Genomic DNA, 14,920 nt, shown 5'->3' on the forward strand with positions numbered 1-14,920 from the left:
CATTTGCTAAATAGCCAGCATGTGGTTTCAAATTGAAACCAGATTCCAGAGGTTTTGCCCGATGACACCTTCGCTGACACGCTGGATAACCCTGTTGCTTGCCACCACCAGTGCGATGGCTGTGGCGACGGTGTACTTCGCTCAACCGCTGCTTGAGTCGATGGCTGCTGAGTTGGGGGTGGCGCAGCAGCAGATTGGCTGGGTCGTTGGCGCGACCCAGGGGGGTTACGCCCTGGGGCTGCTACTGATTGTGCCGCTCGGGGACTTGGTCGACCGTAAACGTCTGTTGCTTGGCCAGTTGCTGTTCTCGGCGCTTGCGCTGGTCGGCGTTGGCATGGCGCCGAACTGGGCAATATTGCTGCTGGCTCTGGCTATCGCCGGGTTGATGGCAGTCATGGTGCAGGTGATGGTGGCTCATGCCGCGAGCCTGGCCTCACCTGGCCAGCAAGGGCAGGCGGTAGGCACCGTCACCAGTGGTGTGGTGCTGGGTATTCTGCTGGCACGGCTGGCTTCGGGCGGGCTCGCTGACCTGGCCGGTTGGCGAAGTGTGTACCTGGTCGCCGCAGGGCTCTTGATGGTGTTGGCGCTGGTGCTGTGGCGCAGTCTGCCCGGCGGGCAGCCGATGAGGAGTCGGCCGGGTTACCGGGCGCTGATCATGGCTCAGTTCAGCCTGTATCGGCACGACCGGTTGCTGCGCCAGCGCGGCGTGTTCGGTGTGTTGATCTTCGCCGCATTCAGCGTGCTGTGGAGTGCCATGGTCATGCCACTCAGCGCTGCGCCGCTGACACTGAGCCATACCGAGATCGGCCTGTTTGGCCTGGCAGGTGTGGCGGGCACGCTGGCGGCTTCGCATGCCGGTCGTCTGGCCGACCTTGGACGGGGTGAGCGTACGACCGGGGTGTCGTTGGCCCTGCTGACGCTGTCATGGCTGCCAACAGCGTTCGTCGAGCATTCATTGCTGGCCTTCGTGCTGGGTGTGCTGATGCTGGACTTTGCCGTGCAGGCAGTGCATGTCACCAACCAGAGTCTGTTGCTGGCCGGGCGTGGTGCGATGGCTAGCCGTTTGATCGGCGCCTACATGTGTTGCTATTCGCTGGGCAGCGGTTTGGGGGCGGTGTTGGCGAGCTGGGTGTTTGCACACTGGGGCTGGGTTGCGGTGTGTGGGCTTGGCATGGGCATCAGTGCCGCCGCACTGTGCTACTGGCTATGGCTGCAACGCGCGAGGGCGGCCGAGGCCGCCCTGCGATGTTCAGGTCAGAACTTGTAGCCAAGGCCGACCATGTATACCCATGGGTCGACGTCGACGTTGACCTTGGTCTTGCTGTAGCCAAGGGCGGTCGGGCCGTTGACGCTGGCCTTGGTGTCGATGTCGACGTACCAGACCGAGGCGTTTACCAGCAGGTTGTCGGTCAGCAAGTAGTCCATGCCCAGTTGGCCGGCGATACCTACCGAATCCTGCAGCTTGAGGTTGCTGAAGCCTTGTTGCTTGCGTGCGCTGCTCAAGTCTTCGTCAAAGAACAGGGTGTAGTTGATACCGACGCCAGCGTACGGCTGGAAGCGCGAATTCGGTTCCATTGGGTAGTACTGCAGCGACAGCGTCGGTGGCAGTTGCTTGATGTCTGCCAGCTTGCCGTCCAGCCCGCCGCCCAGGCCTTTTACGGCGACGGTGTGCTTGAACGGGGTAGCTGCCAGCAGCTCCAGGCCGATGTGGTCGGTGAGCATGTAGGCAAAGGTCAGGCCCAACTGGGTATCGCTGTCCAGGGTCGCCTTGGTGCCCGACACCTTGTTGCCGTCGAACTTGAGGTCGCCGCTGCTCTCGTTCGGGGCGGTGGTGATGGCGCCTGCGCGCAGGATCATGTCCCCCGCCTGATAGGCGTGGGCGGCAGGGGCGGCGAGCGCAAGGGCCACAAGCGAGGCACCCAGCAAGGACTTGTTCATGGAAGCTCCCAAAGGACGTTATTAATCGAGTGGTCCAATGGTACGGAGCTGGTTAAACGGAAAGTTTGACCCAGCTCAAAGAAGCGTCTTCACGAATTCGAAACAGTTCTCATCTCAGCTCATAAGCGTAGATTTTCTCGGCTTCCATCTGGTAGCCGGCGTCGGCCAACTCGCTGCTGGAAGCTCTAACCTGCATCTTTCCCTCGATCCAGTAGGGCTGGTAGAGGTCTTCGACGCGCACGCCCATCTCGCTGAAAATGTGCACGATCTGGTTCGGCGGTGGCGGCGGCACGTGGATGCACGCGCCATAGTAAGGGACCAGCAGGAATTCGGTGGTGCGGCCTTCTTCGCTGACCTCCAGTGGCACGATGTAGCCGGGTAGTTTGACCTGTTGGCCGTCGAGGCTTTTTACCACTGGCGCGTCGGGCGCCTGTTGGCGCGCAGGTGGGGCGGATTCGGCAGACAGGGCGTTGCTGAGCTGTGACATGTCGTGCAGCGGGGTGAGTTGCGGCGGGATGACCGGGGCGCCTTCGGGGATCAGGGCGGGCCAGTCGAGTTCGCGGGGTTCCGAAGCCCACAAGGGCATCGCTACGGTAATCAGCAGGCTCAGTAGTATCTGCAGTGCTGGCCTCTTCGCGGGTGAACCCGCTCCTGCAAGGGGAACACGACCCGGTGTAGGAGCGGGTTTACCCGCGAAGAAGTGCAGGAGGTAATGGATCATTCCGCGCTCTCAGAGGTGTAGGGTCAAACCATCGGCCAGCGACTGCCGATAGGCCCGCCATGCCGGCACGCTGCCCATCAGCAACGCTGCGCCAAGGATAATCGCTAGCAAGGTCCACTCATGAATGCTCGGCAGCGCCAGCGGCAGATACAAACCATAGTTGGCCTGCACATAACCCTGCGCCAGGGCGATACCCGCATATAGCAAGCCAAGCCCGGCCACGATCCCGACCGAGGCCAGTGACAGTGCTTCCAGTACCAGCAACCCCGCAATATGCCAAGGCCGGGCCCCGACCGAACGCAGTATCGCCATCTCTCGGCGGCGTTCGTTGAGGCTGGTGAGAATCGCCGTGAGCATGCCGATCAAACCGGTCAGCACCACGAACAGTGACACCACGAACAATGCCTGTTCTGCAGTGCCCATCAGGCTCCACAGCTCCTGCAGGGCGACCCCTGGCAGGATCGCCAGCAGCGGCTCGCTGCGGTACTCGTTGATCTCTCGCTGCAAACTGAAGGTTGCGATCTTGCTGTTAAGGCCAAGCATGAACGCAGTGATGGCGGCAGGTTGCAGGTCCATGGTACGGGCCTGCTCGGCGCTGATGCGGCCGGCGCCACGGGCGGGTACGCCGTTGTGCCAGTCGATATGGATCGCTTCCATGCCGCCCAGGCTGATATGCAGGGTGCGGTCGACGGGTGTGCCGGTGCGCTTGAGTACGCCGACCACGGTAAACGGCTTGTCGTCGTGCTTGACCAGGCTGATTGCGGCCACACCGTGGGCCAGCACCAGCTTGTCACCCAGCTTGTAGTGCAATGCCTCGGCCACTTCGGCGCCGAGCACCACTTCGAACGGGTCGTTGGCGAACGTACGCCCCTGGCTCAGTTCCAGGTGCTGGCGGCGGCCGTACTGGTAATGGCTGAAGTAATCCGTGGTGGTACCCATCACTCTGTAACCGCGGTGCGAGTCGCCCAGCGAGATCGGGATTGCCCACTTCACCCGTGGGTCCTGTGCATAGTGCTGGAAGCTGTCCCAGCGGATGTTGTTGGTCGCGTTGCCAATGCGGAACACCGAGTACAGCAGCAGGTTCACCGAGCCGGAGCGTGCACCGACAATCAGGTCGGTGCCGCTGATGGTGCTGGCGAAGCTGGCACGGGCTTCGGTACGGACCCGCTCGACAGCCAGCAGCAGGCACACCGACAGGGCAATGGCAAAGGCGGTCAGAAACGCCGTGAAGCGGCGGTTGGCCAGGCTGGCCAAGGCAAGGCGGAGCAGGTACATCAGGCCTCCTGGGGCTTGGCAGCGCGGTTCAGTTCGGCAAGCGACAGGTGGCGGTCGAACAGCGGTGCCAGGCTCTGGTCGTGGCTGACGAACAACAAGCTGGCACCGGCGGCACGGCACTCATCGAACAGCAGGCGGATGAACGCTTCGCGGGTGTCTGCATCCAGTGCCGAGGTCGGTTCGTCGGCAATCACCAGCTCAGGCTGGCCGATCAGAGCGCGGGCGGCGGCGACCCGTTGCTGCTGGCCGATCGACAGGCTGTCGGCGCGGCGGGCGAGCATGGCAGGGTCGCCCAGGCCCAGGTGGGTCAGCAGCGTGCTGGCCGCCTGGTCAACACTGCCATGGCGCTGCTCGGCGCGGGCCTTGCGGCTGCGCGAGAAGCGGCAGGGCAGCTCGACGTTTTCACGTACCGAGAGGAACGGCAGCAGGTTGAACTGCTGGAAGATATACCCGGTGTGATCGACCCGAAAGCGGTCGCGGGCGCCCTGGCTTAGGCTGCCAAGGTCCTGACCGAGCAACTGGATGCGGCCCTGGACCGGCACGTTCACCCCGCCCAGCAGGCCCAGCAAGGTCGTCTTGCCACTGCCGCTGGGGCCCTTGAGAAACAGCGCTTCACCAGCGTCCAGGCGTAATGCCGGAATATCCAGCAGCGGCGGGTGACCTGGCCAGGCGAACATCAGGTCATGCAGATCGATCAACGGCTGGTTCATTCAGAAGGCGACCGTTGCCTTGGCCGGCGTGGTTTCCACGCCTTTCTGGCCATTGGGGCCGATCAGTTGCACGTTGATTTTCTGGGTGGCGGGGAAGGCCTTGAACAGCGGCGCCAGGTCCAGCTCTGTCAGTTTGTCGGGGGTGGCGCAAGTCAGCTGATAATGGGCGCCGATGTCGCTGTGCTGATGGCCGTGCTCGTGCTCGTCACCCTCGTCGTCGGCCTTGGAGGCGTCAACGAAGAGAGGGCTTTCCAGTGCCTGCTGGTCTTCCTTGCAGCCTGCGGCGGCGGAAAGGCCGAACAGCTTCAGTGGTTGTTCAAGTTGCTGGCGCACGGCGGCGACTTTGGCCTTGTCGGCATCGTTGCTGGCGGCATGCTCGAAGCCGACCAGGTTCATTGCCGGGCTGTCCAGTTCCAGTTCCAAGGTATTGCCATCGAGCACTGCGTTGAGCTTGGCTACGCCATGCTCGTGGGCGCCGAGGGAGCCGTGGGTGTGGTCATGATCATGGTCATCGTGAGCATGGGCCACGGCCAGTGGCAGCAAAGCGAAGGGCAGGGCGAGCAGCAGGCGACGCATGGACGACTCCGGAGCGGGCTGAAAGATAGAGTTATGTTATAACAGCTTCTTGGCGTGCCGCCAGCCTGTGTGGCGCATGTTTCATGTTGCGGTAGCATGGCTGCATTGATTTGGGCTCAAGGAATGCATCATGAGAATTCGTGGACAGATTGGTGATTGGCCGGTGGACCTGACCATCGAGCTGACGCCTGAAGAGTGGGCGCAACTGGGGCGGCAGACCGAGGTGCCGATGGTAGCCCAGGCGGCCGCGACAGCTGCGGTGGTCGCGCCGCGCCAAGATGACGGTCAGTGGGCTGCGGCGCGTGATGTGTTGCGTCTGGCAGGACAGATGAGCGGGCCGGAATTGCTGGACCGGCTGGAAGGGTTGGCGGGGAGTACGGCGGCGGGTAAACGGTTGCTGGTGCGCTTGCGGCACAGCAGTGAGGTAAAGGTAGAAAGTGGCGTGGATGCGCCGATGTATCACTGGGTGGGGTGAGTGCTGTTTTCGCTGTTGGAGCCAAGCCTGCGCGCTCGCCTGTAGGAGCGGGTTTACCCGCGAACACCGGCAGAGCCGGTGCCAGCCACTGCGTTGGCTTCTTCGCGGGCATGCCCGCTCTCAAAATCTGAAAAGCCTGCGCGCTCGCCTGTAGGGGCGGGTTTACCCGCGAACACCGGCAGAGCCGGTGCCTCCACTGCGCTGGTTCCTCGCGGGCATGCCCGCTCTCACAGGTCCAGCGCAGGCTTCAAGGTCACTCAGAACATCGCCGCCGACAGCTTGCGACGATAAACACCAACCAGCGGGTGATCGCCACCCAGCAATTCGAACACCTGCAACAGCGCCTTCTGCGGCAGCCCGTTCTCGTAGCCACGGTTACGCTGGAACAGCTTCAGCAGCCCCTCCAGCGCCGCCTCATACTGCTGGCGCGCCAGTTGCTGAATGCTCAGCTGATAAGCCGCCTCGTCGTCTTGCGGGTTCTGCGCCAGACGGCTTTTAAGGTCTGCCACTTCCGGCAGGCTGGCAGCCTGGCGCAGGAAGGTCAGCTGGGCCTTGGCACCGGCCAGTGCAGCTTTGTGTTCGTCAGTCTTGACCGCATCCAGCACCACTTGCGCTTCGCCCAGCTCGCCACGCTCGGCCAGGCAGCGGGCATACAGGATCAGCGCCTCGACATTGCTGTTGTCCTCACCCAGCAGCGCCTGCAACAGCGCTTCGGTTTCGGCAAAACGGCTTTCGGCAAACAGCGCCTTTGCCTGCTCCAGTGGCGAGGCGGTGGGCGCGGCTGGCAGTTGTACATGCGGCTCGAGCATGGCGCGGATCGCCGACTCCGGTTGCGCCCCGGCAAAACCGTCCACCGGCTGACCGTCCTTGAACAGCACCACTGTCGGCAGGCTACGGATGCCGAACTGGGCAACCACCTGTTGCTCCACGTCGCAGTTGATCTTGGCCAGCAGCAGTTCGCCCTGGTAACCCTCGGCAATCTTTGCCAGCAATGGCATCAGCGCCTTGCACGGCGCGCACCACTCGGCCCAGAAGTCCACCAGCACTGGCTTGTGGAAGGAGTTCTCGATCACCAGTTGCTGGAAGTTGGTATCGGTGGCGTCGAAAATGTAAGGCGTGTCTTGGGTCATCGCGACTCTCGCAAACTCGTGTATGGCACCACTATAAGGTGTCGCGGCTGGCGTGGTACAGGCTGACCCGGCGGAATTCGTGTGGCTCGGCCAAGTCCGGCAGGGTCAGTGCTTCGAGCACGCCCAATTGCTGGTACAACGGGTGGTGAAAGTCACGTACCCGCGAGTCGGCCACCAAGGCCTGCCGACCGCGGCTCAGGAAGGCATCCAGCAGCGGCAGGTTGGCGCGGTCGTACAGCACATCGGCAACCAGGATCAGGTCGAAGCGGTCTTCCTCGGCAAAAAAATCGCTGCTGTAGCGTAATGTCACCCCGTTCAGTGCTGCATTCGCACGGCAGGCATCGAGGGCCAGCGGGTCGAGGTCGCAGGCCACCACTTCCCGTGCACCGGCGCGTGCAGCAGCAATACCGGCGATACCAGAGCCGGCGCCAAAGTCCAGCACGCGCTTGCCCGCCACCCACTCCGGGCGTTCGGCCAGGTAGCGGGCCATTGCCAGCCCGCTGGCCCAGCAGAAGCTCCAATAGGGAGGTTCTTCAAGAATGCGCCGGGTTTCTTCGCTGCTGAAGGCGCGATCCATGTTCTGGTCGTCGATCAGCCATAGCTTCAGGTCACAGTCGGGCAGTTCGCTGACGATCAGGCGTGCTTCGCCGATCAGGCCGCTGAGGGCCTGTTGCAGGGCCAGCGGCATCACTTAAGGCGCCTTCTCGAAACGCAGCGGGCCGGTGGCCTGGGTTTGTGCTTGGGTAATGCGCACCGGGGGCAGGTGCATGATCAGCTGGCCGGAGTTGCTGGCGCGGCCACGCAGTTCGACCCGGGCACCGGGCGGGAAGGCTTCGGGGTTGAAGCGCAGGTGGTAGGGCAGTGCCTGGCCGGTACCGGTCAGATTACTGCTGGCCAGCAGGCGCTGCGGGCGGTCGCGTTCGTCGATCACCAGCAAGGCCAGTTCCACCTCGGCACCCGCCGGAATTTCCAGCAAGGTGCCGCTCAGCTCGCGCTGGTAGGCCGGCAGCGGGCCCAGTACTTCGGCCTTGGCCGAAGGGGCTGGCGCGGGCACTGGGTTGTCGGTCTTTGGCCTGTCGCTGCCGCAGGCGGCAAGCAGAGCGGCGCAGCACAGCACGACGAGCGCTCGGTAGTGCATGGGGGAGTCCTTCACGGGCATATTTCCCATGGATGTTAACCCCTTTGGCTTGTCTTGCCAGTGCAATGCGCTACCATGGCCCTCCCTTTTTTTGTTGCCTGCCACCATGCACTGTCCCTTTTGCGGTGCCAACGACACCAAGGTCATCGACTCTCGCCTCGTCGCCGAGGGCGAGCAGGTGCGCCGCCGCCGTGAATGCGTGGCCTGCGGCGAGCGCTTCACCACCTTCGAAACCGCCGAGCTGGTGCTGCCCCGGCTGATCAAGCAGGACGGCACGCGCCAGCCCTTCGACGAAGAAAAGCTGCGCGCTGGTATGCAACGGGCCCTGGAAAAGCGTCCGGTCAGCGTCGAGCGCCTGGAAGCTGCGCTGGCGCACATCAAGAGCCGGCTGCGTGCCACAGGCGAGCGCGAAGTCAAATCGCTGGTGGTCGGTGAAATGGTCATGGCCGAGTTGCGCAAACTCGATGAAGTGGCCTATATCCGCTTTGCTTCGGTGTACCGGCGCTTCCAGGACCTCGACGAGTTCCGCGAAGAAATCGACCGCCTGGCCCGTGAGCCAGCTAAAGAGTGAACATGCCCAGCCAAGCTGCCATTCTCGACGCTCACTACATGGCCCGCGCGCTGGAGCTGGCGCGTAAAGGCCTGTACACCACCCACCCGAACCCGCGCGTAGGCTGCGTGATCGTGCGCGATGGCGAAGTGGTCGGTGAAGGCTGGCACGTGCGCGCCGGCGAGCCCCATGCCGAAGTGCATGCTCTGCGCCAGGCCGGTGAACTTGCCCGCGGTGCTTGTGCCTACGTCACCCTGGAACCATGCAGCCACCATGGCCGTACGCCACCGTGTGCCGAAGCACTGGTCAAGGCCGGCGTGGCGCGTGTCGTAGCCGCCATGCAGGACCCTAACCCACAAGTGGCGGGGCAGGGCCTGCGGCGCCTGGCCGAAGCCGGAATCGAAGTGGCCAGCGGAGTGCTCGAAGCCGAGGCCCGCGCCCTCAACCCAGGCTTCCTCAAACGCATGGAGCACGGCCTGCCGTTCGTTCGCGCCAAGCTGGCCATGAGCCTGGATGGCCGCACTGCCATGGCCAGTGGTGAAAGCCAGTGGATCACCGGGCCGGCCGCGCGCTCAGCCGTGCAGCGCTTGCGCGCCCGCTCCAGCGTGGTGCTGACCAGCGCCGCCAGCGTGCTGGCAGACAACGCACGCATGACCGTGCGTGGCGCCGAGCTGGGCCTGGATGCCGAAACAACCGCCCTGGCACTCAGCCGCACACCCTTGCGGGTGCTGGTCGATGGCCGCCTGCGCCTGCCACTGGCGGCGCCGTTCTTCCAGGCGGGCCCAGCACTGGTGGTGACTGCTGTCGCAGATGACCCGCGCTATGCCGCTGCCGGCCACGAATTGCTCAGCTTGCCGGGCGACAATGGCCAGGTCGACCTGGCGGCGCTGCTTCGCGCCCTGGCTGCCCGCGGCGTCAACGAAATCCTGCTGGAAGCCGGTGCCGGCCTGATCGGTGCCTTCGCACGGCAAGGCCTGGTCGACGAGTACCAGCTGTTCGTCGCTGGCACCTTCCTCGGCTCTCAGGCCCGGCCACTGCTGGACTGGCCGATGGACAAGATGAGCGAAGCACCACGGCTGAAAATTACCGAAATGCGCGCAGTGGGCGATGACTGGCGGGTCACGGCCATCCCCCTGCTAGCGCCCGGCGTATAATGCCGGGCTTGCCCCGCGCAAACCGTTTTTGAGGAAGACCCCATGTTCACCGGCATCATCGAATCCATCGGCACCATCCGCAGCCTGACTCCCAAGGGTGGTGACGTGCGCGTCTACGTAGAAACCGGCAAGCTCGACCTGGGGGACGTCAAGCTCGGCGACAGCATCGCCGTCAACGGTGTATGCCTCACGGCCGTAGAGCTGCCGGGTGACGGCTTCTGGGCCGATGTCAGCGTCGAAACCCTCAAGCGCACCGCCTTCATCGACCTCAAGAGCGGCAGCAAGGTCAACCTGGAAAAAGCCCTGACCCCCACCACCCGCCTGGGCGGGCACCTGGTCAGCGGCCACGTCGACGGGGTTGGCGAAATCATTTCGCGCAGCGATAACGCCCGCGCCATCCAGTTCCGCGTGCGTGCACCGAAGGAACTGGCCAAGTACATCGCCCACAAGGGTTCGATCACCGTCGACGGCACCAGCCTGACGGTCAATGAGGTCAATGGCGCCGAGTTCGAGCTGACCATTGTCCCGCACACTCTGTCCGAAACCATCATGGCCGATTACCGTGCAGGGCGTCGGGTAAACCTTGAGGTCGACCTGCTGGCCCGTTACCTGGAGCGCTTGCTGCTGGGTGACAAGGCCGCCGAACCGAGCAAGGGCAGTGGCATTACCGAAAGCTTCCTGGCCGCCAATGGCTTCTTGAAATCCTGATTGAGAAGGGGGTGCCGCGTGGCGCTCAACAGCATCGAAGAACTGGTCGAAGACATCCGCCAGGGCAAAATGGTCATCCTGATGGATGACGAAGACCGCGAGAACGAAGGCGACATCATCATGGCGGCCGAATGCTGCCAGCCGGAGCACATCAACTTCATGGCCAAGCATGCCCGTGGCCTGATCTGCATGCCGATGACCCGCGAGCGTTGCGAAACGCTGAAGCTGCCGTTGATGGCACCGCGCAACGGCTCGGGCTTCGGCACCAAGTTCACCGTGTCGATCGAGGCCGCCGAGGGCGTCACCACCGGTATTTCCGCCGCCGACCGCGCCCGCACTGTGCAGGCTGCTGCTGCCAAGGACGCCAAGGCCGAAGACATTGTCAGCCCTGGTCACATCTTCCCGCTGATGGCCCAGCCGGGCGGTACGCTGGCGCGTGCCGGCCACACCGAAGCCGCCTGTGACCTGGCGCGCATGGCCGGTTTCGAGCCAAGCGGCGTGATCTGCGAAGTGATGAACGACGACGGCACCATGTCGCGCCGCGCCGAACTGGAAGTGTTCGCCGCCGAGCACGGCCTGAAGATCGGCACCATCGCCGACCTGATCCACTACCGCATGATCCACGAGCGCACCGTGCAGCGTGTTTCCGAGCAATCGGTGGAGAGCGAGCTGGGTGAGTTCAACCTGGTCACCTACCGTGACGCGGTCGAAGGCGACGTGCACATGGCCTTGACCCTGGGCAAGATCTGCGCCGAAGAGCCGACCTTGGTACGGGTACACAATATGGACCCACTGCGTGACCTGCTGCTGGTCAAGCAGCCAGGCCGCTGGAGCTTGCGCGCGGCCATGGCCGCAGTGGCCGAAGCCGGCAGTGGCGTGGTGCTGCTGCTGGGGCACCCGCTGGACGGCGACGTGCTGCTGGCGCACATCCGCGAAAGCGCGGGCGATGCACCGGCCAAGGCACCGACTACCTACAGCACCGTGGGGGCCGGTTCGCAGATCCTGCGCGACCTCGGTGTGCGCAAGATGCGCCTGATGAGTTCGCCGATGAAGTTCAACGCGATATCCGGATTCGATCTGGAAGTTGTAGAATACGTGCCCTCCGAGTGACTTGAGGCGGCATTGACGCCCTCTGCTCGAGTCCAGACCCCTGTCGAGGCCGCTTGTATGCGGCCTCGCTCTTGAAGATGAGAATATCGGAATGACCCTGAAGACCATCGAAGGTACCTTCATCGCCCCCAAAGGTCGCTATGCTTTGGTGGTTGGCCGCTTCAACAGCTTCGTTGTCGAAAGCCTGGTAAGCGGTGCCGTTGATGCCCTGGTACGCCACGGTGTCAGCGAAAGCGACATCACCATCATCCGTGCCCCGGGTGCATTCGAGATCCCGCTGGTGGCACAGAAGGTCGCCCAGCAAGGCGCCTACGACGCGATCATCGCCCTGGGCGCCGTGATCCGTGGCGGTACCCCGCACTTCGAATACGTGGCGGGCGAGTGCACCAAGGGCCTGGCCCAGGTGTCCATGGAGTTCGGTGTTCCGGTGGCCTTCGGCGTACTGACCGTCGACTCCATCGAGCAAGCCATCGAGCGTTCTGGCACCAAAGCCGGCAACAAAGGTGCTGAAGCTGCCCTGTCCGCACTGGAAATGGTCAGCCTGCTGGCGCAGTTGGAGGCCAAGTGATTAGCGACGAAAGCGATCGTTTCAACCCGCGCGATCCAAAACCTGCGGATGCCGGCAAGCCCTCGAAGAGCGCCAAGCGCCGCGAAGCCCGCAAGCTCGCGACCCAGGCCCTCTACCAGTGGCACATGGCCCAGCATTCGCTGAACGAGATCGAAGCGCAGTTCCGGGTGGATAACGATTTCACCGATGTCGACGGTGCCTATTTCCGCGAGATCCTGCATGGGGTCCCGGCAATCAAGGGCGAAATCGACAAAGCGCTGGTGCCTTGCATGACCATCGCACTGGAAGAGCTCGACCCGGTCGAGCTGGCCGTGCTGCGTCTGTCCACCTGGGAACTGATCAAACGCGTCGACGTGCCGTACCGCGTCGTGATCAACGAAGGCGTGGAGCTGGCCAAGGTCTTCGGTGCCACTGACGGCCACAAGTTCGTCAACGGCGTGCTCGACAAGCTAGCCCCGGCGCTGCGTGAAGCAGAAGTCAAGGCGAACAAGCGCTGATCCTGGCGCTGCCTGGTCATGGGTGAGTTCGAGCTGATCAACCATTACTTCGCCGCTGCGCCCTGTGCGCAGGGCGGCGAGGGCGTGGCGCTGGGTATCGGCGACGACTGTGCCCTGCTGGACCTTCCCCCCGGTGAGCAACTGGCGGTGTCGACCGACACCCTGGTCGCCGGGGTGCACTTTCCTGCTGTTTGCGATCCGTTGCTGCTTGGCCAGCGATCGTTGGCTGTGGCGGCCAGTGACCTGGCAGCCATGGGCGCGACTGCAATCGGCTTTACCCTCGCACTGACCCTCCCTGACGTTGGCCCTGACTGGCTGGCGGCCTATGCCAACGGCCTTGGTCGCATGGCCCACCGTTGCCGCATGAGCCTGATCGGTGGTGACACGACGCGCGGCCCCTTGAGTATCACCGTCACCGTGTTCGGCCGCGTGCCGGCTGGCCAGGCCTTGCGCCGCAGCGGTGCAAGGCCGGGTGACCTGTTGTGTGTCGGCGGTTCGCTGGGCAAGGCCGCCGGTGCCTTGCCCTTGGTGCTGGGCGAGCGCGAGGCGCCTGCCGCGCAGGCCGAGCCGCTGCTGGCCCATTACTGGTCACCGATGCCGCAGCTCACCCTCGGTGCCCTGCTGCGTGGCCGGGCCACGGCGGCGCTGGACATCTCCGACGGGCTGCTCGCCGACTGTGGGCATATTGCCAAGGCATCCGGTGTCGCGTTGGAGGTGAACCTGGCGCAAGTGCCAGTGTCTCCTGCTCTGGAGGCCTTCCTCGGCCGTGAAGCCGCCGTGCAGGCGGCGCTTACCGGTGGCGACGATTACGTACTGGCCTTCACCTTGCCACCCGAGGCGCTGGCGCCCTTGGCAGCCTTCGATTTTATCGAAGTGCATACCGTCGGTCGTGTGCTCGAAGGGCAAGGCGTGACCTTGCGCGACGCACAGGGCCAGGACATAACCCCCGTCCAGCGGGGCTATCAACACTTTAGGGAGAGACCGTGACCGATCACCCCAACCAGGTGCCTGCGGAGTTCGTTCCGCCTTCGGTCTGGCGCAACCCGTGGCACTTCATCGCTTTTGGCTTCGGTTCTGGCACCTTGCCCAAGGCGCCAGGTACCTGGGGCTCGCTGGTGGCCATACCGTTTATCCCGCTTTGGCAGATGTTGCCCGACTGGGGATACTGGCTGTTGCTCGGCGTGAGCATGCTGTTTGGCTTCTGGTTGTGCGGCAAAGTTGCCAATGACTTGCGTGTACACGACCATGAAGGCATTGTCTGGGACGAGATTGTCGGCATGTGGATCACCCTCTGGCTGGTGCCGGAGGGCTGGCAGTGGCTGTTGGCAGGGTTCCTGATGTTCCGCTTCTTCGACATCCTCAAGCCGTGGCCGATCCGCTGGATCGATCGTCATGTGCACGGGGGCGTCGGCATCATGCTCGACGATATCCTGGCCGGCGTGTTTGCCTGGCTGGGCATGCAGGTTCTGGTGTGGGCGGTTGCCTGAAACAGGGAGTGCGTGAATGGCCGTAAGGACTGTACTGCTGGCAATGCTGCTGAGTATTGCCCCGTGGGTAACAGCTGCCGAGGGCATCCCGAAACAGATCCATCTGGTTAGCGAGGAGTGGCTCGACTACACCAATGCCGACGGTACCGGGGTGGCCTGGGATGTGCTGCGCAAAGTGTTCGAGCCGGCCGGCGTCGAGGTGGTTACCCAGAGCGCGCCCTACAGCCGGGCGGTTGGCCTGGTCAAGCGCGGCGAGGCTGATGCCTGGGTTGGCTCGTACAAGGAAGAGAACGACGACAACCTGTACCCGCGCTGGCACTTCGACATGGACCACATCTATGCCCTGGGGCTGGCCAGCAAACCTGCGCCTACCCTGGATACCATCGGCAAGTACCGGTTGGCTTGGGTGCGTGGTTATGATTACGGCAGCTACTTGCCCAATGTGCACGAATTCCGCGAAATCCAGCGTCGCGAGGGCATTTTGCCGATGCTCGAGCACGACCGGGTGGACTACTACATCGACGCACTGACCGAGGTCGACTACGTGCTAGGGCAAGCCTCCCAGCCTGAGCGCTTCCGCCGTACCCACGTGGCCGAGTTGCCGTTGTACCTGGCTTTTGCCCGTAACGACCAGGCCAAGGCCCTGTGCGACCTGTTCGACAAGCGCATGAAGGAGCTGGTGCGTAGCGGCGAACTGAAACCGATTTTCGAGCACTGGAAACAGCCCTATCCGTTCAACGCGGGTAGTCACCCGCACTGAGGCTGAATACACCAAGGTACATCGCGGCCCCCTGTGGCAGCGGGCTTGTGATTGAGCGATGGCTTTTTAATAAGTATCGAACTTTTCGATCTTAAGCCACCGTATACAGCCAGCCCACATCCC

19 protein-coding genes are annotated in these 14,920 nt (G+C 63.5%); 11 read left to right on the plus strand and 8 right to left on the minus strand.

Annotated features, from left to right (window positions below; all coding sequences use genetic code 11):
- The first annotated feature begins 61 nt into the window (after positions 1-61).
- Positions 62-1,267 (plus strand): MFS transporter, encoded by a 1,206-nt coding sequence (locus LMH93_RS02770; protein ID WP_230064812.1) that lies wholly within the window; start codon positions 62-64, stop codon positions 1,265-1,267.
- Here the strand turns inward: LMH93_RS02770 and LMH93_RS02775 are convergent.
- From LMH93_RS02775 to LMH93_RS02795, 5 genes are all read right to left on the minus strand, one after another.
- The gene (locus tag LMH93_RS02775; RefSeq protein ID WP_003255412.1) at positions 1,255-1,938 is read right to left on the minus strand and encodes an OmpW/AlkL family protein; all 684 of its coding nucleotides are present in this window, start codon (positions 1,936-1,938) and stop codon (positions 1,255-1,257) included. The two genes, LMH93_RS02770 and LMH93_RS02775, sit on opposite strands and share 13 nt — an antisense overlap.
- Before the next feature lie 109 nt (positions 1,939-2,047).
- Positions 2,048-2,560 (minus strand): DUF3299 domain-containing protein, encoded by a 513-nt coding sequence (locus tag LMH93_RS02780; protein ID WP_033726071.1) that lies wholly within the window; start codon positions 2,558-2,560, stop codon positions 2,048-2,050.
- A gap of 108 nt (positions 2,561-2,668) precedes the next feature.
- On the minus strand, positions 2,669-3,934 hold the full coding sequence (locus LMH93_RS02785) for an ABC transporter permease (protein WP_004576905.1): 1,266 nt from the start codon (positions 3,932-3,934) through the stop codon (positions 2,669-2,671).
- Positions 3,934-4,644, minus strand: coding sequence for an ABC transporter ATP-binding protein (locus LMH93_RS02790; protein WP_014860917.1), 711 nt, complete (start codon positions 4,642-4,644; stop codon positions 3,934-3,936). The genes LMH93_RS02785 and LMH93_RS02790 overlap by 1 nt, the downstream gene beginning before the upstream one ends.
- Positions 4,645-5,220, minus strand: a complete 576-nt coding sequence (locus tag LMH93_RS02795; protein WP_230064813.1) for a DUF2796 domain-containing protein — start codon at positions 5,218-5,220, stop codon at positions 4,645-4,647.
- Between the two features lie 130 nt (positions 5,221-5,350).
- Here LMH93_RS02795 and LMH93_RS02800 point away from each other — a divergent pair, with 130 nt between their 5' ends.
- The gene (locus tag LMH93_RS02800; protein ID WP_003255407.1) at positions 5,351-5,695 is read left to right on the plus strand and encodes a hypothetical protein; all 345 of its coding nucleotides are present in this window, start codon (positions 5,351-5,353) and stop codon (positions 5,693-5,695) included.
- A 257-nt stretch (positions 5,696-5,952) separates the two neighbouring features.
- Here LMH93_RS02800 and trxA read toward each other — a convergent pair whose 3' ends face one another.
- From trxA to LMH93_RS02815, 3 genes are read right to left on the minus strand one after another with little or no spacing between them, the layout of a single operon-like run.
- Complete coding sequence (gene trxA / locus LMH93_RS02805) at positions 5,953-6,825, minus strand: thioredoxin (RefSeq protein ID WP_003255406.1); 873 nt, start codon at positions 6,823-6,825, stop codon at positions 5,953-5,955.
- A 31-nt stretch (positions 6,826-6,856) separates the two neighbouring features.
- Positions 6,857-7,513 (minus strand): class I SAM-dependent methyltransferase, encoded by a 657-nt coding sequence (locus LMH93_RS02810; protein WP_003255405.1) that lies wholly within the window; start codon positions 7,511-7,513, stop codon positions 6,857-6,859.
- Between the two features lie 3 nt (positions 7,514-7,516).
- Positions 7,517-7,963, minus strand: coding sequence for a YbaY family lipoprotein (locus tag LMH93_RS02815; protein WP_003255404.1), 447 nt, complete (start codon positions 7,961-7,963; stop codon positions 7,517-7,519).
- A 106-nt stretch (positions 7,964-8,069) separates the two neighbouring features.
- On the opposite strand from LMH93_RS02815, the gene nrdR reads away from it, so the two are divergent.
- From nrdR to LMH93_RS02860, 9 genes are all read left to right on the plus strand, one after another.
- Positions 8,070-8,534, plus strand: a complete 465-nt coding sequence (gene nrdR, locus LMH93_RS02820; RefSeq protein WP_003255402.1) for a transcriptional regulator NrdR — start codon at positions 8,070-8,072, stop codon at positions 8,532-8,534.
- A 2-nt stretch (positions 8,535-8,536) separates the two neighbouring features.
- On the plus strand, positions 8,537-9,667 hold the full coding sequence (gene ribD / locus LMH93_RS02825; RefSeq protein ID WP_185279922.1) for a bifunctional diaminohydroxyphosphoribosylaminopyrimidine deaminase/5-amino-6-(5-phosphoribosylamino)uracil reductase RibD: 1,131 nt from the start codon (positions 8,537-8,539) through the stop codon (positions 9,665-9,667).
- Between the two features lie 42 nt (positions 9,668-9,709).
- Positions 9,710-10,375, plus strand: coding sequence for a riboflavin synthase (locus LMH93_RS02830; protein ID WP_003255399.1), 666 nt, complete (start codon positions 9,710-9,712; stop codon positions 10,373-10,375).
- An 18-nt stretch (positions 10,376-10,393) separates the two neighbouring features.
- Positions 10,394-11,485, plus strand: a complete 1,092-nt coding sequence (ribBA, locus tag LMH93_RS02835) for a bifunctional 3,4-dihydroxy-2-butanone-4-phosphate synthase/GTP cyclohydrolase II (RefSeq protein ID WP_003255398.1) — start codon at positions 10,394-10,396, stop codon at positions 11,483-11,485.
- A 91-nt stretch (positions 11,486-11,576) separates the two neighbouring features.
- Complete coding sequence (ribH, locus tag LMH93_RS02840) at positions 11,577-12,053, plus strand: 6,7-dimethyl-8-ribityllumazine synthase (RefSeq protein ID WP_003255395.1); 477 nt, start codon at positions 11,577-11,579, stop codon at positions 12,051-12,053.
- The gene (gene nusB, locus LMH93_RS02845) at positions 12,050-12,550 is read left to right on the plus strand and encodes a transcription antitermination factor NusB (RefSeq protein ID WP_003255393.1); all 501 of its coding nucleotides are present in this window, start codon (positions 12,050-12,052) and stop codon (positions 12,548-12,550) included. The genes ribH and nusB overlap by 4 nt, the downstream gene beginning before the upstream one ends.
- Before the next feature lie 18 nt (positions 12,551-12,568).
- Positions 12,569-13,537: a thiamine-phosphate kinase gene (gene thiL, locus LMH93_RS02850; protein ID WP_003255392.1), complete on the plus strand. Its 969-nt coding sequence runs from the start codon at positions 12,569-12,571 to the stop codon at positions 13,535-13,537.
- Positions 13,534-14,037, plus strand: a complete 504-nt coding sequence (locus LMH93_RS02855; protein WP_003255391.1) for a phosphatidylglycerophosphatase A family protein — start codon at positions 13,534-13,536, stop codon at positions 14,035-14,037. Before thiL ends, LMH93_RS02855 begins: the two co-directional genes overlap by 4 nt.
- Before the next feature lie 16 nt (positions 14,038-14,053).
- A complete protein-coding gene (locus tag LMH93_RS02860) occupies positions 14,054-14,797 on the plus strand; it encodes a substrate-binding periplasmic protein (protein WP_003255390.1) in 744 nt (247 codons plus the stop codon).
- Positions 14,798-14,920: the final 123 nt, after the last annotated feature.

The sequence above is a fragment of the Pseudomonas sp. CIP-10 genome, assembly GCF_020911845.1.
Taxonomy (GTDB): domain Bacteria; phylum Pseudomonadota; class Gammaproteobacteria; order Pseudomonadales; family Pseudomonadaceae; genus Aquipseudomonas; species Aquipseudomonas alloputida.